The sequence below is a fragment of the Vibrio hibernica genome (assembly GCF_015223435.1).
Taxonomy (GTDB): Bacteria; Pseudomonadota; Gammaproteobacteria; order Enterobacterales; family Vibrionaceae; genus Vibrio; species Vibrio hibernica.
This window is the reverse complement of the sequence record NZ_VHKO01000010.1, coordinates 47,326-67,562: the sequence shown is the minus strand read 5'-3', so window position 1 is coordinate 67,562 and position 20,237 is coordinate 47,326. Positions and strand designations below refer to the sequence as shown.

The 20,237-nt window shown below is 40.6% G+C and carries 16 protein-coding genes; 1 reads left to right on the top strand and 15 read right to left on the bottom strand.

Annotated features, from left to right (window positions below; all coding sequences use genetic code 11):
- Positions 1-308 precede the first annotated feature (308 nt).
- The 6 genes from tadA to rlmD form a co-directional block, all read right to left on the bottom strand.
- A complete protein-coding gene (tadA, locus tag FH976_RS06460; RefSeq protein WP_324187413.1) occupies positions 309-818 on the bottom strand; it encodes a tRNA adenosine(34) deaminase TadA in 510 nt (169 codons plus the stop codon).
- Positions 819-953: 135 nt separating this feature from the next.
- The gene (eno, locus tag FH976_RS06455; protein WP_194090076.1) at positions 954-2,258 is read right to left on the bottom strand and encodes a phosphopyruvate hydratase; all 1,305 of its coding nucleotides are present in this window, start codon (positions 2,256-2,258) and stop codon (positions 954-956) included.
- 158 nt (positions 2,259-2,416) lie between these two features.
- Complete coding sequence (locus FH976_RS06450; protein ID WP_194090075.1) at positions 2,417-4,069, bottom strand: CTP synthase; 1,653 nt, start codon at positions 4,067-4,069, stop codon at positions 2,417-2,419.
- Between the two features lie 209 nt (positions 4,070-4,278).
- Entirely contained in the window at positions 4,279-5,121 is an 843-nt protein-coding gene (gene mazG, locus FH976_RS06445; RefSeq protein ID WP_194090074.1) for a nucleoside triphosphate pyrophosphohydrolase, read from the bottom strand.
- Positions 5,122-5,208: 87 nt separating this feature from the next.
- Entirely contained in the window at positions 5,209-7,428 is a 2,220-nt protein-coding gene (relA, locus tag FH976_RS06440) for a GTP diphosphokinase (protein ID WP_194090073.1), read from the bottom strand.
- 58 nt (positions 7,429-7,486) lie between these two features.
- Complete coding sequence (rlmD, locus tag FH976_RS06435; RefSeq protein ID WP_194090072.1) at positions 7,487-8,884, bottom strand: 23S rRNA (uracil(1939)-C(5))-methyltransferase RlmD; 1,398 nt, start codon at positions 8,882-8,884, stop codon at positions 7,487-7,489.
- Positions 8,885-9,163: 279 nt separating this feature from the next.
- Here rlmD and barA point away from each other — a divergent pair, with 279 nt between their 5' ends.
- Complete coding sequence (gene barA / locus FH976_RS06430) at positions 9,164-11,962, top strand: two-component sensor histidine kinase BarA (protein WP_194090071.1); 2,799 nt, start codon at positions 9,164-9,166, stop codon at positions 11,960-11,962.
- 134 nt (positions 11,963-12,096) lie between these two features.
- Here the strand turns inward: barA and acpS are convergent, their stop codons facing one another.
- The 9 genes from acpS to rseB form a co-directional block, all read right to left on the bottom strand.
- Complete coding sequence (gene acpS, locus FH976_RS06425) at positions 12,097-12,477, bottom strand: holo-ACP synthase (RefSeq protein ID WP_194090070.1); 381 nt, start codon at positions 12,475-12,477, stop codon at positions 12,097-12,099.
- A 3-nt stretch (positions 12,478-12,480) separates the two neighbouring features.
- The gene (gene pdxJ / locus FH976_RS06420; protein ID WP_194090069.1) at positions 12,481-13,212 is read right to left on the bottom strand and encodes a pyridoxine 5'-phosphate synthase; all 732 of its coding nucleotides are present in this window, start codon (positions 13,210-13,212) and stop codon (positions 12,481-12,483) included.
- A gap of 57 nt (positions 13,213-13,269) precedes the next feature.
- Positions 13,270-13,983 (bottom strand): DNA repair protein RecO, encoded by a 714-nt coding sequence (gene recO / locus FH976_RS06415; RefSeq protein WP_194090068.1) that lies wholly within the window; start codon positions 13,981-13,983, stop codon positions 13,270-13,272.
- Between the two features lie 77 nt (positions 13,984-14,060).
- A complete protein-coding gene (gene era / locus FH976_RS06410; protein ID WP_194090067.1) occupies positions 14,061-15,092 on the bottom strand; it encodes a GTPase Era in 1,032 nt (343 codons plus the stop codon).
- On the bottom strand, positions 15,082-15,762 hold the full coding sequence (gene rnc, locus FH976_RS06405) for a ribonuclease III (protein WP_194090066.1): 681 nt from the start codon (positions 15,760-15,762) through the stop codon (positions 15,082-15,084). The genes era and rnc overlap by 11 nt, the downstream gene beginning before the upstream one ends.
- A gap of 10 nt (positions 15,763-15,772) precedes the next feature.
- Complete coding sequence (gene lepB, locus FH976_RS06400; protein WP_194090065.1) at positions 15,773-16,672, bottom strand: signal peptidase I; 900 nt, start codon at positions 16,670-16,672, stop codon at positions 15,773-15,775.
- A 160-nt stretch (positions 16,673-16,832) separates the two neighbouring features.
- Positions 16,833-18,626, bottom strand: a complete 1,794-nt coding sequence (lepA, locus tag FH976_RS06395; protein WP_194090064.1) for a translation elongation factor 4 — start codon at positions 18,624-18,626, stop codon at positions 16,833-16,835.
- A gap of 154 nt (positions 18,627-18,780) precedes the next feature.
- Positions 18,781-19,251, bottom strand: a complete 471-nt coding sequence (locus FH976_RS06390) for a SoxR reducing system RseC family protein (protein ID WP_194090063.1) — start codon at positions 19,249-19,251, stop codon at positions 18,781-18,783.
- Positions 19,251-20,231, bottom strand: coding sequence for a sigma-E factor regulatory protein RseB (gene rseB, locus FH976_RS06385; RefSeq protein WP_194090062.1), 981 nt, complete (start codon positions 20,229-20,231; stop codon positions 19,251-19,253). Before rseB ends, FH976_RS06390 begins: the two co-directional genes overlap by 1 nt.
- Positions 20,232-20,237: the final 6 nt, after the last annotated feature.

Genomic DNA, 20,237 nt, shown 5'->3' with positions numbered 1-20,237 from the left:
AACAAGGGTATCGTTAATATCGGTTTGGAAATAAATAACTCACTAATAAATAAATAAAAGGGAAATCCAAAATGTTCTCTAAAAAGAGAAATACTAATAAATTACTTTCACGAGGCTCGAATTCAACTCGTAGAAAACGAATGATTTCGAATAACAAAAAGAAAATCATTTGGCGCCATCGTAATTTTGCTTTTTGTGGCGAAGAAGCTACTAACTAACTGCTAAAATTATTAACCTCGACTAAAACATTTACATCACCAAATACTTCCATCCATACCTGGCAAATATAAACGTACTTATTTGCCGAATCATCCCCCTATTTTTCTTTGCTGCCTGATCTCCTTACGACGGCGACGAAAAAACTGCTGTAGCTGCTCACGACAATCATCTTCTAATAACCCTCCGACAACTTCCGCATAATGAAAAGCAGCCTGACTTTCAAATAGGTTTAACACAGTCCCTGCCGCACCTGCTTTTAAATCTGGAGCACCAAATACAATACGATTAACTCGGCTATGCAATAAAGCGCCTGCGCACATAGGGCAAGGTTCTAATGTCACATATAACGTAGTATCCAGTAACCGATAATTATTAAGTACTAAACCAGCTTGACGTATTGTCGCGATTTCAGCATGTGCAGTGGCGTCATGGTTTCCAATAGAAGCATTCCAACCTTCGGCAATAATTTCACCGTCTTTGACTAATACAGCGCCGACAGGTACTTCACCATTTGCTTCGGCTTGTGCGGCCAACACTATTGCACGGCGCATAAAGCATTCATCTTGTGGAGTAAACTGGGGTATTAAAGATTCTGTCACAATGGCTACCTCTCAAATTGAACGAGCATTATACGTAATTGAATCATTTTCTACAGACGAAAAAAATCCTCGCCTATTACTAGACGAGGATCTAAAAGTTTAATCAGTTAATACTCTCGCCCAAAGGCAGAAGAATTAAGCTTGACCTTTCACTTCTTTAAGACCGTTGAATGGTGCACGTGAACCTAGTGCTTCTTCAATACGGATTAGTTGGTTGTACTTAGCTACACGATCAGAACGGCTCATAGAACCTGTTTTGATTTGGCCAGCAGCTGTACCAACAGCAAGATCTGCAATAGTTGCATCTTCAGTTTCACCAGAACGGTGAGAGATAACAGCAGTATAACCCGCATCTTTCGCCATTTTGATACAAGCAAGTGTTTCAGTTAATGTACCAATTTGGTTTAGTTTGATAAGGATTGAGTTAGTAATACCTTTCTCAATACCTTCGGCAAAAATCTTCGTATTTGTAACGAATAAATCATCACCAACCAATTGAAGTTTATCACCTAGAAGTTCTGTTTGGTGCTTGAAGCCATCCCAATCAGATTCATCTAAGCCATCTTCAATTGAAACGATAGCAGGGAATTGCTCAACAAGTCCTTGCAAGAAGACGTTGAATTCTTCAGAAGTAAAGCGCTTACCTTCACCTTTAAGGTCGTAAATGCCTTCTTCTTTGTTATAAAACTCAGAAGCTGCACAGTCCATAGCAAGAGTAACGTCTTTACCAAGAACGTATCCAGCCGCTTCAACCGCTTCTTTGATTGCAGCAAGTGCAGCAGCGTTTGATTCTAGGTTAGGAGCAAAACCACCTTCATCACCAACTGCAGTGCTTAAGCCTTTCGCTTTAAGTACTTTAGCTAGGCTATGGAATACTTCAGAACCGATGCGTACCGCTTCTTTGATCGTTTTTGCGCCAATAGGTTGAATCATGAATTCTTGAATATCAACGTTGTTATCAGCGTGCTCGCCACCATTGATGATGTTCATCATAGGAAGAGGCATAGAGAATACGCCAGGAGTACCGTTTAGCTCAGCAATGTGCTCGAACAAAGCCATACCTTTTGCTGCTGCTGCTGCTTTTGCGTTAGCAAGAGAAACGGCAAGAATAGCATTCGCACCAAATGTAGATTTGTTTTCTGTGCCGTCTAAATCGATCATTATTTGGTCGATTGTAGCTTGATCTTTCGCATCTTTGCCAACAAGAGCAGTGGCGATTTTACCGTTTACTGCTTCGATTGCTTTAAGAACACCTTTACCTAGGAAACGTGATTTGTCGCCGTCACGTAATTCAAGAGCTTCACGAGAACCTGTTGATGCGCCAGAAGGAGCAGCAGCCATACCAACAAAGCCACCTTCAAGATGAACTTCCGCTTCTACTGTTGGGTTACCACGTGAATCGATGATTTCGCGACCTAGAACTTTAACGATCTTAGACATGAATGTTTCCTCTCGTTTAATTTAAAATTTAAATGTCAAACTAATGAATAACAGCACAATTTTTTGCAGTTATCCGTATCCTTTTTACATCTTACTTTTTTAAATCTTCTAAGGCTTAACGTAACATGTACCTAGCCTTAGAAGTGTTGAAACTGTTTTTATTTTGTCACTTCTGCGTCAAATTCACCACGCTGAAATTGACCAGCGGCTTTAACGAAACCAGCAAACAATGGATGCCCATCACGTGGAGTAGAATTAAACTCTGGATGGAATTGGGCTGCCACAAACCAAGGATGATTCGGGTTTTCAATCACTTCAACGAGCTTTTTATCTGCTGATAAGCCAGACACTTTCAATCCTGCTTTTTCAATTTGAGGGCGCAAGTTGTTATTCACTTCATAACGATGACGATGGCGCTCATGAATTTGAGCACTACCGTAAAGCTCATAAGCTTTAGTGCCTTTCTCAAGATGGCAGAGCTGAGAGCCTAAACGCATCGTTCCACCAAGATCTGATGCTTCTGTGCGTTCTTCAACGTTACCTTCAATATCAATCCATTCGGTGATAAGACCAACTACTGGGAATTTAGTTGCTGGATTAAATTCGGTTGAATGCGCACCTTCAAGGCCAACAACATTTCGAGCAAATTCAATTAACGCCACTTGCATACCAAGGCAAATACCTAAATATGGCACTTTGTTTTCACGCGCATACTGAGCAGCCATAATTTTGCCTTCAATACCACGATCACCAAAACCACCAGGAACTAAGATGGCATCAAGACCTTCTAATAATTCAGTTCCTTTAGATTCTACATCTTGTGAATCAATATACTTAATGGTTACGCTCAAGCGATTTTTCAACCCTGCATGTTTTAGGGCTTCATTCACTGATTTGTAGGCATCTGGCAATTCAATATACTTACCAACCATGCCAATAGTTACTTCACCAATTGGATTAGCTTCTTCATAAATTACTTGTTCCCATTCTTTCAGATCAGCTTCAGGCGCCGAAATACCAAAACGAGAACAAACTAAGTTATCTAAACCTTGAGCGTGGATCAATTGAGGGATTTTATAGATAGAATCTACATCCTTCATTGAGATCACTGCTTTTTCCTGCACATTACAAAATAGTGCAATTTTTTTACGCTCATTAGCTGGGATAATACGATCACTACGGCAAATCAAAATATCAGGTTGAATACCGATTGATAATAATTCTTTGACTGAATGTTGCGTTGGTTTGGTTTTTATCTCACCGGCAGCGGCCAAATAAGGTACAAGCGTTAAATGCATGAACATAGCGCGTTCACGGCCGACTTCTGCTGCCAATTGGCGAATCGCTTCCATAAATGGCAATGATTCAATATCACCAACCGTACCGCCAACTTCAATTAATGCAATATCATGGCCTTCTGCGCCAGCAATAACACGATCTTTGATCGAGTTAGTGATGTGAGGAATAACCTGAATGGTTGCACCTAAATAATCACCACGGCGCTCTTTACGAAGGACGTCTTCATAAACACGGCCGGCAGTAAAGTTATTACGCTTAGTCATCTTGGTACGAATGAAACGTTCGTAGTGACCAAGATCAAGATCGGTTTCCGCACCATCTTCCGTGACGAAAACTTCACCATGTTGAGTTGGGCTCATCGTACCCGGATCAACGTTGATGTAAGGATCAAGTTTCATCATGGTTACTTTAAGACCACGGGCTTCTAAAATTGCTGCTAATGATGCGGCTGCAATACCTTTACCTAGAGAGGATACAACCCCACCAGTAACAAAAATGTAATTAGTCGTCATGCTTAACCTGAAATTGGTTGAATGAGGGAAAATGGATTACTTCTGGACGGGATGAAAATATACCAGAACCGCTTTTCCGCTACAACGTGAAATCTATCACAGTCTGAAATTTAATTTTTTGCTTCAAATCAATTTCCCTCATAGACACTAGATTTGAAGCGCTTAAAAACTCTATTTATTAATTTTTTTAGCTGCAAAAATGCTCATATTCACTGTTTTTCCTCTAATTTAACGTCATCCCAAGCTAAATCAAGCTCACCGAGAGAGCAATCAACTAATTGCTTATCTTTTTGCTGAATTTTAATTTCAACGCCTCGAAAGCGACGTTCAAATTTTTTATTGGCTTTAGCGAGGGTAACTTCAGGATCTTTTCCTAAATGGCGGACTAAGTTCACCGTCGCAAACATCAGATCACCCAATTCTTCTTCTACTTTTTGTTCATTAACATTAACTTGCAACGCCTCTGCCATGACTTCATCAATTTCCTCTTGGACCTTATCAACAACAGGCCCTATGGTTTCCCAATCAAAACCAAACTTAGCGACTTTCTTTTGAATTTTGTTAGCTCGGGATAATGCTGGCAGCGCTTTCGGTATAGAGTCTAGAATACTTTTTTCAACCTTGCCTTGCTCCGATTTCTCTTTTTTCTTTTCAGCATCCCATCGCTGATTTAACGTGTTTTCATCATGAATGTTTTCTTTTACACCGTGTTTATCCGGAAACACATGAGGATGGCGACGAATCAGCTTTTGGTTCACGCCTTGCACGACATCATCAAAATCAAATAATCCTTGCTCACTCGCCAGTTGGCTATAAAAAATAATCTGAAACAACAAGTCACCTAGCTCTTCTTGTAAATTCAGCCAATCTTGATTATGAATTGCATCCACGACTTCATACATTTCTTCAATCGTATGAGGAATAATTGAATCAAAAGTCTGTTTTTTATCCCAAGGGCAGCCACTTTTAGGATCGCGCAACTTCTGCATGATGGCTTTAAGTTGCTCAATCGGATTGCTAAAGGATTTACTCAAAATGGTTTCGTTCGTCATATTTCATACTCATTTATATTTTATGGGATCATTATTACCATAAAAAACACCGCTACAATCAGCGGTGTTTAACTTGTTCTCGTTAAATTATTTTAAACGTTTAACTCGCAACACATCTTTGATCTGCTCAACTCGTGCCACAATTCGATTCAGTATTTCAACATTATGTACATCAAGGTGAAAATCCATAATAGTGATCTGACGTTTGTAGTCAGTACGGCTATTCATGCTATTCACTTTTATTTTCTCATTGGACAATAAGGTACTGATATCTTTTAATAATCCAACTCGCTCTAACGCTTCAACTCTAATGGTCAAAATATATAGGCCATTGGATCCGCCTCCCCAAACTGTATCAATAATGCGTTCGGGTGCATGGTGATTTAGTTCGCCGAGTTGCTCACAATCAGCTCGATGAACCGAAATTCCGCGACCTTGCGTAATATAACCACGAATTTCATCACCTGGGATCGGTTGGCAACAACGAGCAAGATGAGTCATTAGGTTATCAACCCCTTGTACCACCACTGCATCTTTCCTTGGGCGGTTCTCATGTACCGTTTTCGCTTCTTGTAGTTTTGCTAGTGCTTGTTTGTCTTCTTCTTCAGCGGTAGGTTTATTAACTAAAGCATTAATGTGATTAATAACCTGGTTAATGCGTAAATCACCACTACCAATACCAACAAACAACTCATCATTGCTATTCACATTAAAGCGCTTCAAGGCATATTTCTGAGCATCTTTTAGTGTCGCGCCAATTTTATGCAATTCTGATTCGAGAATATCTTTACCTGCTTCGAGGTTTTTATCTCGACCCAGCTTTCTAAACCAAGCATTTATTTTGGCACGCGCACGGCCTGAGTGAACAAAACCTAAAGATGGATTGAGCCAATCTCGTGATGGATTCGGTTCTTTTTGAGTAATAATTTCAACTTGATCCCCCATAGATAATTTATGGGTAAACGGTACGATCCGCCCTCCCACTTTTGCGCCAATACAACGATGCCCAACCTCAGAGTGGATATGATAAGCAAAATCGAGTGGTGTCGCGCCCATTGGTAAATCAACCACATCGCCTTTTGGAGTAAACGCATAAACTCGATCGTCAAACACTTGGCTACGCAGTTCATCCAGCATTTCGCCAGAATCCGCCATTTCTTCTTGCCAATCAATCAGTTTACGTAACCATGTGATCTTCTCATCATAACCACTGCGCCCTGCCGTACTGCTGCCTTCTTTATATTTCCAATGCGCGGCAACGCCTAATTCGGAGTCTTCATGCATTTGTTTGGTTCGAATTTGAATTTCAATGGTTTTGCCTTCCGGCCCAAGCACAACCGTATGGATAGATTGATAGCCATTCGGTTTTGGGTTCGCAACATAATCATCAAATTCACTGGGTAAATGTCGATATTTGGTATGAACCATACCGAGCGCGCCATAACAATCTTGCAGCTGATCGGCGATAATGCGCACCGCTCGCACATCAAACAATTCATCAAACTCAAGATTTTTTTTCTGCATTTTTCGCCAAATACTGTAGATGTGCTTTGGTCTTCCACTCACTTCGGCATTGATATTGGCGTCTTTCATTTCTTGTGATAAATCAGTCACGAAGTCATGAATATATTGCTCACGGACAATACGGCGCTCGGATAATTGTTTGGCGATTTTTTTATAGGTGTCAGAAGATTGGTAGCGAAAAGCGTAATCTTCAATTTCCCACTTAAGCTGACCAATACCTAATCGGTTCGCTAAAGGCGCATAAATATTGGCGCACTCTTTTGCCGCAGCTTGACGAACTTCATCCGGTTCATCTTTCACTTCACGTAGATTACAAATACGTTCCGCAAGTTTGATGATCACACAGCGAAAATCATCCACCATGGCGAGTAACATGCGACGAACATTATCAACCTGCTCCGAAGCTTCTGAATCATCCATGCTGACATTAAGTTGTCCAATCGCTGCCATTTCATCGACGCCATCGATAAGCTTAACGATTTCTTTCCCATAAATTTCAACTAATGCTTCACGTTCAAATAATCCTTCGGAAACAATAGGAAAAAGCTGAGCAGCCATTAAAGTGGGGCGATCCATCGATAAGGTGATCAAGATTTCGATCATCTCTCGACCACGCCATAGTAGCTGCTCTTTTTGCTTTTGATTAACCAGTATTTCTTCGCATTGCTGATAAACTTGCTTTAATTTATTACTGGTTTTTCCATCTTGATGAAGGCTTTCGATCCAAGCATCTAGCTCAAATTCTTCATGCTTATTTAAATGTGCGCTTCTGACTGCGACCATTAGTACATCTTCCTGTCTGTTAAATTTGAATAACAGCGAAAACCGCCTCTTTCACTGATTATAATTTGAATCGATTCGGCTTTTTGACGGTATTCTTTTTTACTTTTCCGGTTTTGATAAATAACGCCATCGACTCTAAATGACTGGTATGAGGAAACATATCTAACATAGCTAACTTATGCAGTTCGTAACCTTGATTTAATAAATTTTGGCTATCTCTGGCTAACGTAGCAGGGTTACATGAGACATAAACTACGGCCTGAGCGCCAAGTTCGGCTATACGTTCAATGATACCAGAGGCGCCTGCACGAGCTGGATCAAGCAACACTTTATTAAATTGTTTTTTAGCCCAAGGTGCTTGGCGTAAATCTTGTTCAAGATCCGCTTGGTAAAATTCAACATTCTTAATGCCATTACGTTCAGCGTTTTCAGTGGCACGTTGCACCATGGCGTCAACGCCTTCAACGCCAACCACATGTTCAGCATACTTAGCTAAAGAAAAGCTGAAATTACCTAAGCCACAGAATAAATCGAGCACACGATCTTGTGAGGTTAATCCTAACCAATCTATGGCTTGTTTCACCATGGCTTGATTCACACTTTGGTTAACTTGAATAAAGTCATTCGGTAAAAATGCAATCTGACTTCCAGTTTCTTGGTAAGCCAGCGATTCACCCACCACACAGTGTAGCTCACCTTGATTGGGTGATAGATATAATGTCAAATCATTCTGCTCGGCAAACTCGACCAACAACTGATGCTCATTACTGGTTAAAGGAGCGGTATGACGCAATAACATGGCTTTATTCATACCATCGAAAACCAGTTCCACGTGACCCAATTTTCTTGGTTGTTCCATCTCATCCAATAAAGATTTAATACCCGGCAGTAAGGCATTCAATTGCGGTTCTAATACTGGGCAGTTGGTAACATTAGCAATGTTCTTACTACTTTTTTGACGAAAACCAAATTGAAGTTTCTGAGTTTTAATATCAAACATTAAGCTAATACGAGCGCGGCGGCGATAACCAGTATTACTAGAAATAATGGGGGCTTCAAGTTGAAGATCGCCATTTGTCGCAGCATTTTTTTTGAGCGCCTTGCCAGCAAACTTTGTCATCAATTGTGTTAACGATTGCGATTTATGCGAAATTTGGTCTTCATGGCTTAAATGCTGAAGATTACAACCACCACAAGTTTGGTAATGTGGGCAAAATGCATCAATACGCTTATCACTTGCTTGCTCAACTCGAATTAGCTTCGCTTTAGCAAATTTGCTTTTATCTTCTATCACTTGCACTAAAACACGTTCGCCAGGTAGCGTACCTTCAACGAATATTGGCTTTTTATTTTCGTAAGCAATCCCTGCCCCTTGATGATCGAGGCGTTCAATAGTCACAAGTTGATGCTGGATCCGACTTGCTTGTGGTTTTTTAGCTTGATAAAAATTGGCCATTACGACTTGTTACCTAATTATAAAATGGGATTACATTAAAAGTATTATCACTTAATTCGATGAAAATAAGCGGTATGAATAACAGTGAAAATTGTATTTAATCGTGAATATTTCACTCTATGATTGTCGAAACACACATTGTTGATTAAGCTAACGATTCGTTTGGCTTTTATGATGACTAAGTGTACTTGAATCACGGCTATTTAGTGGCATTCAATCACTCATAATTATCAAAATAGCTATTTTCCCATATCCAGACAGGCTTGTAATTAAAGAATCATGACAAGGTATGGCTTACGCGCCCGCGTAATTACATTAACGCTCGCACCAACACTCATCATTGGCTTTTTATTGAGCGGGTTTTTTACATTAAACCGCTACAATGATCTTGAAAATCAATTAATTACTTCCGGGACTGATATCATTGAACCGTTAGCGATTGCCAGTGAGTACGGCATGACTCAGCAAAGCCGAGAAGCCGTGCGCCGTTTGATCAGTTACGCTCATCGTAAGCACTCAGATATTGTGCGCAGTATAGTGGTATTTGATTCTCATCATGAGCTATTTGTCACATCGAACTTTCATCCTAACTTTCAATCACTCACTTTTGATAAAACAAAGCCGATCCCACTTCTAAGTACAATAGAACAAGCGAAAAATAACTCCAATATTTTGATTTTACGCTCACCTATCTTAGCCGAAGGTCAGTTTTCAGATCCAACCGGTAAAGAAATCGATCCAAACCAAGCCTTAGGTTATATCGCCATCGAATTGGATATGTCGTCATTACGACTGCAACAATATCAGGAAATATTTGCAGCATTAATGGTGCTCATCTTTGGTATAGGTTTATCTGGCTTTTTTGCTTATAGGCTAATGCGTGATGTCACCCTACCGATTTCTCATATGGTAAGCGTAGTGGATAAAATTCGCCGCGGACATTTAGATGTAAGGATTGAAGGCAAGTTGCATGGCGAACTCGATACCTTAAAAAGTGGTATTAATGCTATGGCAATGTCGTTATCTGAATACCACGTTGAAATGCAACATAGCATTGATCAAGCCACATCCGATTTACGAGAAACCCTTGAACAACTAGAAATTCAAAATATTGAATTGGATATTGCCAAAAAACGAGCTCAAGAAGCGGCTCGAGTAAAATCTGAATTCTTAGCCAATATGTCACATGAATTACGAACGCCATTAAATGGCGTAATTGGTTTTGCCCGTCAAATACTCAAAACTCAATTAACATCAAATCAAGTCGATTACTTACAAACCATTGAACGTTCAGCGCAAAGTTTATTATCTATTATTAACGATATTCTCGACTTCTCTAAACTCGAAGCCGGTAAGCTTTTACTGGAAAATATCCCATTTGATTTACAAGAATCATTAGATGAAGTTGTTAGTTTACAAGCGCCAAGCGCCCATGAAAAAGGATTAGAAATCACCTTAAATCTGGATCCTGCACTCCCTGCTGGACTAGTCGGTGATTCATTACGAATTCAACAGATCATCACTAACCTTGTTGGTAATGCCATTAAATTCACCGAACGTGGCAACATCGATATTTCAGCTGAGCTGCGTTCGAGTGTCGACAATAAGGCAGAAGTGCAATTTATTGTTCGCGATACGGGTATTGGTATATCCGAACGACAACAAGCGCAATTATTTCAAGCTTTCAGCCAAGCTGATGCCAGTATTTCACGCCGTTATGGTGGTACAGGTTTAGGGCTGGTGATCACCCAAAATCTGGTCAGTCAAATGGGGGGAGAAATCAGCTTAACGAGCCGCTTGCATCAAGGATCGACCTTCTGGTTTACCGTAACATTCCAAACCACAAATATACCGCTGGTTCCTCAAATAGACGCTTCTGTGCTTGAAGGTCAATCGGTACTATTAATTGAACCCAACACCTCACTAGCTCGTATTATTGAGCAACATATGATTCGATTAGGTATGTTGGTTACACATTTAGATTACTTACCTGATGCAGTCTTATCTGATACTAACGAACGGTTCGATATATTGTTATTTAATACATCGCCAAGCGCACCTTTAGATCAAAATCAAATTTTCCGAGCGATTCAGCAAGGCATGAGCATTTCATCTAAAATGATCTTAGGCTTGCCAAGTACGGAATTAGCGTTGGCAGAAAACCTAATCAAATTGTATCCAATTCAATGTATTGCCAAGCCAATTATTCGTAAAAAGCTCTTACAAATGATGCTACCTAACCAAGCACAATCAATGCTGCTTGCAGCGCCAGAAGCACCGCATAGTGAGAAGTTGCCAATCCGAGTAATGGCGGTTGATGATAACCCCGCTAACTTAAAATTGATCACAGCGCTGCTAGATGAACAAGTAATGCACGTAACCACTTGCTCAAATGGTGCAGAAGCAGTTTTACAGGCAACAGAAAACAGCTTTGACATTATATTGATGGATATTCAGATGCCGCATATGGATGGTGTGACCGCATGTTTACACATTAAAGAAACCCAGTTGAATGGTAAAACCCCCGTTATCGCTGTAACCGCTCATGCAATTGAAGGAGAAAGAGAACGATTACTACAAGCAGGTATGGATGATTATTTATCTAAGCCAATCGAAGAGCATGTTTTACATCAACTGTTAGTGCACTGGAATCCTTATACTGTCTCAGGAACAATTGAAAAAATAGACATCTCCGAAGATCAAAATGATAGAACACATAACCCGCTAAGCTTATCCGATAACAGTATAGATTGGGCGATAGCGCTAAAACAAGCCGCCAATAAAAACGATCTTGCTGTTGAAATGCTACAGATGTTAATCAGCTTTATTCCTGAAGTGGACAAGCAAGTAGAAGCATCTCTCGCTTCACCGAATGGTTCTGAACCTGAATTACTCGCCATTATCCATAAGTTACATGGTAGCTGCGCCTATTGTGGCGTACCTAAACTGCAAAACATTTGTGCAGCCATAGAAACCGCTCTACGATCAAATCTGTTAATCGAGAGCATTGAACCTGAATTGTTTGAGTTACAAGATGAAATGAACAAGATCGTTCAAGCAGCGGATGAGTATTTATAAAACAAGCGATGAAGAGCCAAAGTGTAAGTGTAAGGATGCTTCGCTCGAGGGTCGAAAAAATCACAGCTTAAATACCGAAACGTAAGTGCCTAGTTTAGCTTTGCAGCCCCCTGTACTCGGCTACGTCCTTGGGCTCAGCTTTCCAAAATAACCGTCGCCATGGCATAGCGTTTTTCATCTGAAATAGATAAATGGATATGCTTAACGCCTTTTTTCTGAGCCAGTTTTTGTGCTTGACCATGCAATAGTAAAAATGGCTTTCCCAGATCATCATTCCTAATTTCAAAATCTTGAAAACTAACACCACAAGCGATACCCGTTCCCAAAGCTTTTGAAGCGGCTTCTTTCGCCGAAAATCGTTTCGCGAGATAACGACCTTGATATTTCAATGAATCAAAAATCTCAACCTCAGAGGCCACTAAAATACGCTCAGCAAAGGCTTTTCCTGAGCGTTGTAAGCTTTTTTCTATACGTTCAATATCAGCAACGTCAGTCCCAAGTCCAACAATAGCCATAATTTAACAACGTGCTTGCTGCATAACGGCTTTCATATCTGCAACCGCTTTGTCTAAACCATCAAATAAAGCCCGACCAATAATCGAATGACCAATATTTAATTCATAGATTTCTGGTAATGCGGCAATAGGCCCAACATTATGATACGTCAAACCATGACCAGCATTAACCTTGATGCCAATAGAATTTGCGTAGGTTGCCGCTGCGGCAATACGTTTCAACTCTGCTTGTTGCTCAAGGTCTGTTTCAGCATCAGCATAATGACCGGTGTGAAGTTCAATATAAGGAGCGCCACTCGCTTTCGCCGCATCAATCTGAGCAGTCGATGCATCAATAAAGAGAGAAACCTTAATACCGGCATCTGCTAATTTTCTGGTAGCTGCTGTGATTTTCTCAAGTTGACCAGCCACATCTAATCCGCCTTCTGTTGTCAGCTCTTCACGTTTTTCAGGCACTAAACAGACATACTCAGGCTGAGTTTTAAGCGCAATATCCACCATTTCATCTGTCACTGCCATTTCAAGATTCATACGAGTTTGCAGTGTTTCACGCAAAACACGCACATCACGATCATTAATATGGCGACGATCTTCACGCAAATGAACGGTAATACCGTCTGCTCCCGCACGTTCTGCTATTTCCGCTGCATGAACCGGATCTGGGTACTTAGTGCCACGCGCATTACGAACGGTTGCGATATGATCAATATTGACGCCTAAGTAAATCTCACTCATCTTTCTCATTCCTTGTTATCAGCTCTTTAAGCTTAAATAAAATACCAAACATAGTAACTATTTCTTAGAAGCTATCATCACAAATAGCTCCCGACTTTTTAATGGTTTACTGCCAATGTAGGGCTTTAATGCCATGCGAGTAAAGCGCTTAGCAGCTTGTAATTGGGATTTGGTTAAGAAGCGGCGCTCACTAATAGCGACTAACTCATTACCAAGAAAAGATAAGTTATCCTGTCTTACGCTCGCAATAAAGCCTTTTTGTTCACGATAGCGATAAGTCATATTATCAGAGACAGGTTCCCCACTGCCGGCACAATGCAGAAAATCCACCCCATATCCCAGTGAAGACAGCAAAGCTAGCTCGAAACGGCGTAAAGCAGGTTCAGGATTGTCACATTGGGCTAATTCGGTAAGCGCAGAAAGATAATCATGGAAAAGTTCAGGATAAGCCGTTTCACTTTCGACCACTCGAGCAACCAATTCATTTATATACATAGCAGAATAAAGATTGATTCCAGAAAGAGGAATACCAAGACTGATGGGTTCAGCTTGCTTTAAAGTGCGCATTGAACCTTTACCAAACCACTTGAGTAATAATGGAGTGAAAGGTTGTAGAACGCCTTTGAGGTTGGATCGCTTACTGCGGGCACCTTTGGCTAAAATAGTGACTCGCCCATACTCTTCACTGAACACATCTAAAATCAAGCTGGTTTCAGTATATGAACGACGATGGAGAACAAAACAACGTTGGAAACCCAAAGCGTCAGACATAACGTTTTCCGTCACTCATATTTCGAAGACTCGTATCTCGATATAAGAATCGAAATACGAGATCGCTATTCTAAAGATTATAAATCGTCAATGTAGCCAAGAGAACGCAAAGCACGCTCATCATCGGCCCAACCTGATTTCACTTTAACCCACGTTTCTAAATATACTTTACGGTCAAACAACTCTTCCATATCCAGACGAGCTTCACGGCCAATAGTTTTGATTTTTTCACCACCAGAACCAATCACCATTTTTTTCTGACCAAGACGCTCAACCAAAATTAGCGCATTGATATGAAATCCATCGGTTTCAGGATTATAATCAAAACGTTCAATCTCAACTGTCACAGAATAAGGTAGTTCTTCACCAGTAAAACGCATCAATTTTTCTCGGATAATTTCCGAGGCCATAAAACGTTGAGAACGATCAGTGACATATTCTTCAGGAAAGTGATGTACAGCTTGTGGTAACGCCTCACGAACTCGCTGACGAATCGTATCTGTATTACGACCATGTTTAGCCGAAATAGGAATAATATCGACAAAGTCCATCTTTTCAGACAATAACTGCATATGCGTCATAACGTGTGTACGATCTTTAACGTTATCGACTTTATTGATCAATAAAATAGTTGGGAAGTTAGCATTACGCAACTTGTTCAAAACCATTTCATCATCAGGTGTCCATTGCGTTCCATCGACCACAAATAAAACCAGATTAACATCACTTAATGAACTGCTAGCCGCACGGTTCATCAAACGGTTAATCGCGCGTTTTTCTTCAATATGAAGGCCTGGAGTATCAATATAAATCGCTTGAAATCCATCCTCTGTATCCACGCCCATAATACGATGTCGTGTCGTTTGAGGTTTATGCGAAGTAATCGAAATCTTCTGGCCCAATAAATGATTAAGTAGTGTTGACTTACCCACATTTGGACGACCTACAATCGCGATAAAACCGCAATGCTGCTCACTTTCATCAATGCTTACATTGTCCGTTTTTGACGGTTGATCTTCACCTGCAAAATAGGCATCAAGGTCGAATTCTGGTTGATCGTTATCTTGAGCTTTGTTTTGTTCATTATTTGGATCTTTTTTATTTGTCATTGCTCAACACTCCTAACGCAAGTTCCGCAGCAGACTGCTCTGCTTTACGGCGGCTGGTACCTTTTCCTATCACTGGCGTGGAAACACCGGCAATATCACATGAAACGGTAAACTCTTGGTTATGCGCTTCACCTTTAATTTTATCCACGGTATAAACCGGTAATGGTTTACGACGCCCTTGCAAAAATTCTTGCAACTGAGTCTTCGGATCTTTTTGCGAAATACCCGGTTTTATTGCTTCCAAACGAGACTGATACCAGCTCAAGACAACATCACGAACAACCTCAACATTACTATCGAGATAACTGGCACCAATGATGGCTTCTACTGCATCAGCAAGGATTGAATCACGGCGATATCCGCCACTTTTCAACTCGCCTGGACCTAATTTTAAGTAATCTCCCAGCTCAAACTCACGCCCAAGCTCCGCTAAAGTTTGCCCACGAACTAATGTCGCGCGCATGCGGCTCATATCCCCTTCATTTATTTTAGGGAAACGATGATATAATTCATCGGCAATGACAAAACTTAAAATTGAATCGCCCAAAAACTCTAAACGTTCATTATGTTGGCTATTTGCACTGCGGTGAGTCAGTGCAAGGTTTAAAAGATCGGCGCTATTAAAGCTGTAACCGATCTTTTTTTCTAACTTAGCAATCTGAGAATTCATGCTCTCTCAATTATATTAAGCCGCCGATACGATTAAATCGTACGCCGGTTGGGATCCACGAAGGCAATACGCTGTCCGCATCACGATCAAATTCAAAGCTAATCCAAATAGCAACAGCTTTACCGACTAGATTGGCTTCCGGTACAAATCCCCAGTAGCGACTGTCTGCACTATTATCACGGTTATCACCCATCATAAAGTACTCGCCCTGAGGAACAACCCACTCCGCTTGATATGCTCTTGGCTTATAAGCCGCCACATTATCACGACGCACTGGACTGATTAAAATATTGTGCGCAACACCACCCAATTGTTCCTTTGCTTGAATAAGAGGAACGCCATCTTGGAAGAAGTCACTTTGTTTTGCATCTGAACGTTCAACAGGTTTACATTCTTGACTACCTGAAGACTGAACACATATCTGCTTACTTTCAGTATAGCGGATTGTATCGCCTGGCAAGCCCACGACGCGTTTTATGTAATCAATATTAGGTTGTGGCGGGTAACGAAAAACAACGATATCACCACGCTTTGGCTCACCAGTTTCGACCAGTGTCGATTGAAACACAGGATCTTTAATGCCATATGAAAACTTTTCAACCAAAATGAAATCACCAACAAGTAGCGTTGGCATCATCGATCCTGATGGAATTTGAAATGGTTCGTAAATAAAACTACGCAGAATCAAAACAAATGCAATAACCGGGAAAATTGACACACTATTTTCAACCCACCAAGGCTGACGATTCACTTTCGCTACGATCTCTTTTGGCAGAGGTTCTTTAGTCTGAGTTTCAATATTAGCGACCGATTGTTGACGTTTTTTGCCCCAAACCAATTTTTCTAACACCCATACCACACCAGTAACCAAGGTCACTACAACTAAAATTAATGAAAATGTATTCGCCATTTGGCTTCCCTATAATCTTCTAAAATAAGAACGGATATTCCATTCGCGGTGTCCATTCAAAGCAGTTTTGACTAAAACAACACGCAATAAAAACAATGAAAGTGAAAGAACGTTACTGCTCTTTCACTTTATCTCGATTACCCGATGCTCAGTCTAAAAGTTAATCTTTACCAACGTGAAGGATCGCAAGGAAAGCCTCTTGAGGTAATTCAACATTACCGATTTGCTTCATGCGTTTTTTACCTTCTTTTTGTTTCTTCAATAGTTTTTTCTTACGACTGATATCACCACCGTAACATTTTGCGATAACGTTTTTACGCAATTGCTTAACGGTTGAGCGAGCAATAATATGATTACCAATCGCCGCTTGAATCGCGATATCAAACATCTGACGAGGGATAAACTCTTTCATTTTCTCGACTAATTGACGACCACGAGTTTGTGAATTCTCTTTATGGGTAATAATTGCCAATGCATCAACAGTTTCACCATTAAGTAGAACATCAACACGCACCATGCTCGACAACTGATAACGCTGAAAGTTGTAATCTAAAGAGGCATAACCACGAGAAGTTGATTTTAAACGGTCAAAGAAATCTAATACTACTTCAGCCATTGGTAAGTCATAAGTTAATGCCACTTGATTGCCATGATAAACCATATCAACCTGAGTACCGCGTTTTTCAATACATAGGGTAATCACATTACCTAAGTAATCTGCTGGCACTAGTATATTACAACGCGCAATTGGCTCACGAATTTCTTCAATATCATTAATAGCAGGCAACTTCGCAGGACTATCGACATAGATCGTACTTTTATCCGTTTTAATCACTTCATACACAACGGTTGGTGCTGTGGTGATCAGATCAAGGTCGTATTCACGCTCTAAACGTTCTTGAATGATTTCCATGTGCAGCATGCCTAGGAAACCACAACGGAAACCGAAACCAAGTGCAGCAGAGCTTTCTGGCTCATAGAATAAAGAGGCGTCGTTTAAGCTTAACTTACCCAGTGCATCACGGAAGTTTTCATAATCATCCGAGGAAACAGGGAACAGTCCAGCATAAACTTGCGGTTTCACTTTTTTAAAACCTGGTAATCTTTTTTCACAGCCGCCTTTGGCATGGGTCAGAGTATCCCCCACTGGCGCACCTAAAATGTCTTTGATACCGCACACAACCCAGCCAACTTCACCAGTATTTAATCCATTGGTATCAAGTTGCTTAGGAGTGAAAATACCAATACGGTCTACTCCCCAAGTTTGGCCTGTGCTCATGACCTTAATCTTGTCATTTTTCTTTAGCGAACCATTTTTAATACGAACTAAAGAAACCACGCCTAAGTAGTTATCAAACCATGAATCAATAATCAAAGCTTGTAAGGGTCCGTCTGGATCCCCTTCAGGAGCAGGAATTGATCTCACAATTTCTTCTAATACTAGGTCAACACCGATGCCCGTTTTTGCAGAGCAACGCACCGCTTCCATTGCATCGATACCAACAATATCTTCAATCTCTTCCGCTACACGCTCAGGATCAGCCGCTGGTAAATCAATTTTATTTAAGATTGGAACAACTTCAAGATCCATTTCAATCGCGGTGTAACAGTTTGCCAGTGTTTGAGCCTCAACACCTTGACCAGCATCTACAACTAATAAAGCCCCTTCACACGCCGCTAGAGAGCGAGACACTTCATACGAGAAGTCAACATGTCCAGGGGTATCAATAAAGTTTAGCTGATAAGTTTCACCATCATTCGCTTTATAATCTAATGTTACGCTTTGCGCCTTGATTGTGATGCCACGCTCACGTTCAAGATCCATTGAATCTAATACTTGAGCTGCCATTTCACGTTCAGTTAACCCCCCACAAACTTGGATTAGGCGATCAGAAAGGGTCGACTTACCGTGGTCGATGTGGGCGATAATCGAAAAATTACGAATGTGCTTCATAGGCTGGTGACGATACTCAATTAAAAATGAAAAATAGAAACTCAACGCTGATACGTTGATTTCATAAAAGTGGGGGGGATTCTACCCAATTTCAAGTAAGGTAGCTATACCCTTATGACTTGAAGCTGTAGATCAAGTCATAAGGGAGGTAGGCTTAACAAATAGGCTGGCCAAGTATTCGAATTAAGCTGACTTCACGACCGACTTTACCTTCTAACCAAGTCGTAATTGGCTTGGCAAAATAAATACCCAAACCACCAAATAGAAAAAACATGAGGATAACAATCCCTTCGCCACCACCCATCAATGGTCTTAGCCATAACTGAGCAATAAGACTGCCTAACATCATGGCAAATAAAGGCAGTAGATAAACCGTTAATGCAGAAAGCACAATACTTTTTTCAGGTAAACCGATTTCAACCACTTGACCGGTTTTTAATAACTGCTTAGTTTCAAGCTTCCACACGTGAGACTTGCTCCCTAATGCTTTAGAAACCAGTCCCGTACCGCAGTTTTTTTGTGATTTACAATGATTGCAACTGGTTTGCTGCTCACAGCTAACTTGAACATAATGCTTACCATTTTGGGTGGCTATATCAACGACTGTAGCCAAAGCTGTCATCATTATTTAACACCTTTATTGGTTGTACTTGTTGCTAACTTGAACACAATCGAATTAGCAATACGCTTTGCTGTCTCAGGGGGAATATCACCAATGACAGAAATTTCTTTATTATCTTTAACGAAAGTTTGCAAGGTACGACGACCTTGACGGTATATTTGCGTACGACTATCAGGGGAATTTAATTCTGAAACATAGACAGAAAAATTGAACAACCCATCAGTAAATAGCTGGCTTTCGACAATGCTATCTGTAATAGGCATTCGGTATCGATTAAGATCATTGGCTTTAAAACCATCAGGTACCCAACTAACCTTCCAATCTGCGTATGCAGGCTGAGGTTTAGGTATACTTAATACATCAGGTAGCTTAACACTATTAAGCTTTTCTAATATGGTGGCAATATGGTCACTAACAGCATACGACACCGTCCTATATTGCTCTAAAACCTCACCATTACGCTCAATTAAATCCGCACGTAAAGGCAGCTTACTGCGCTCATCAACCCAAACAACGTACGAATAACGCTGACCATCTTTAGGGACGACTCTTATGACTTGGCAAGCAGCTCCAGCCTCACGAGAACGGCCTATTTTAACAAAATCATATAAGTGGCTTAGCTCAGTAATATTACTGTTAATCATTGGGATAAGTGGTGCGACCATACTTCCAGAGCGGATAGTGAACGGTTCGATCCCCGGTTCAATATAGCTTATTTCGTCGGCACGTCGAATCACTTCTCGAACAGGACCACTGAGATAAACTAAGTGCGCGAGTTGTTTTTTATCATCAACAGAGTGACGATAAAGCAAAGGTTCGATGCTATTTTTCTTAATAAGAATATAAGACATTTCATAATTAAGAGTTTGGCTGGCTTCACTCATTTGATGCAGTAAAGCCTCAGCTGAATTTTCATCTTCGGCTAAGGCAAACTGACTGAATAAGCTGAATAGTAACCCAATACTAATCAGAAATTTTTTCATTTTATT

Excerpts from the sequence above, each read along its gene's own strand:
- eno (WP_194090076.1), bottom strand. The coding sequence starts at position 2,258 with ATGTCTAAGATCGTTAAAGTTCTAGGTCGCGAAATCATCGATTCACGT.
- FH976_RS06450 (WP_194090075.1), bottom strand. The coding sequence starts at position 4,069 with ATGACGACTAATTACATTTTTGTTACTGGTGGGGTTGTATCCTCTCTA.
- mazG (WP_194090074.1), bottom strand. The coding sequence starts at position 5,121 with ATGACGAACGAAACCATTTTGAGTAAATCCTTTAGCAATCCGATTGAG.
- relA (WP_194090073.1), bottom strand. The coding sequence starts at position 7,428 with ATGGTCGCAGTCAGAAGCGCACATTTAAATAAGCATGAAGAATTTGAG.
- rlmD (WP_194090072.1), bottom strand. The coding sequence starts at position 8,884 with ATGGCCAATTTTTATCAAGCTAAAAAACCACAAGCAAGTCGGATCCAG.
- barA (WP_194090071.1), top strand. The coding sequence starts at position 9,164 with ATGACAAGGTATGGCTTACGCGCCCGCGTAATTACATTAACGCTCGCA.
- acpS (WP_194090070.1), bottom strand. The coding sequence starts at position 12,477 with ATGGCTATTGTTGGACTTGGGACTGACGTTGCTGATATTGAACGTATA.
- pdxJ (WP_194090069.1), bottom strand. The coding sequence starts at position 13,212 with ATGAGTGAGATTTACTTAGGCGTCAATATTGATCATATCGCAACCGTT.
- recO (WP_194090068.1), bottom strand. The coding sequence starts at position 13,983 with ATGTCTGACGCTTTGGGTTTCCAACGTTGTTTTGTTCTCCATCGTCGT.
- era (WP_194090067.1), bottom strand. The coding sequence starts at position 15,092 with ATGACAAATAAAAAAGATCCAAATAATGAACAAAACAAAGCTCAAGAT.
- rnc (WP_194090066.1), bottom strand. The coding sequence starts at position 15,762 with ATGAATTCTCAGATTGCTAAGTTAGAAAAAAAGATCGGTTACAGCTTT.
- lepB (WP_194090065.1), bottom strand. The coding sequence starts at position 16,672 with ATGGCGAATACATTTTCATTAATTTTAGTTGTAGTGACCTTGGTTACT.
- lepA (WP_194090064.1), bottom strand. The coding sequence starts at position 18,626 with ATGAAGCACATTCGTAATTTTTCGATTATCGCCCACATCGACCACGGT.
- FH976_RS06390 (WP_194090063.1), bottom strand. The coding sequence starts at position 19,251 with ATGATGACAGCTTTGGCTACAGTCGTTGATATAGCCACCCAAAATGGT.
- rseB (WP_194090062.1), bottom strand. The coding sequence starts at position 20,231 with ATGAAAAAATTTCTGATTAGTATTGGGTTACTATTCAGCTTATTCAGT.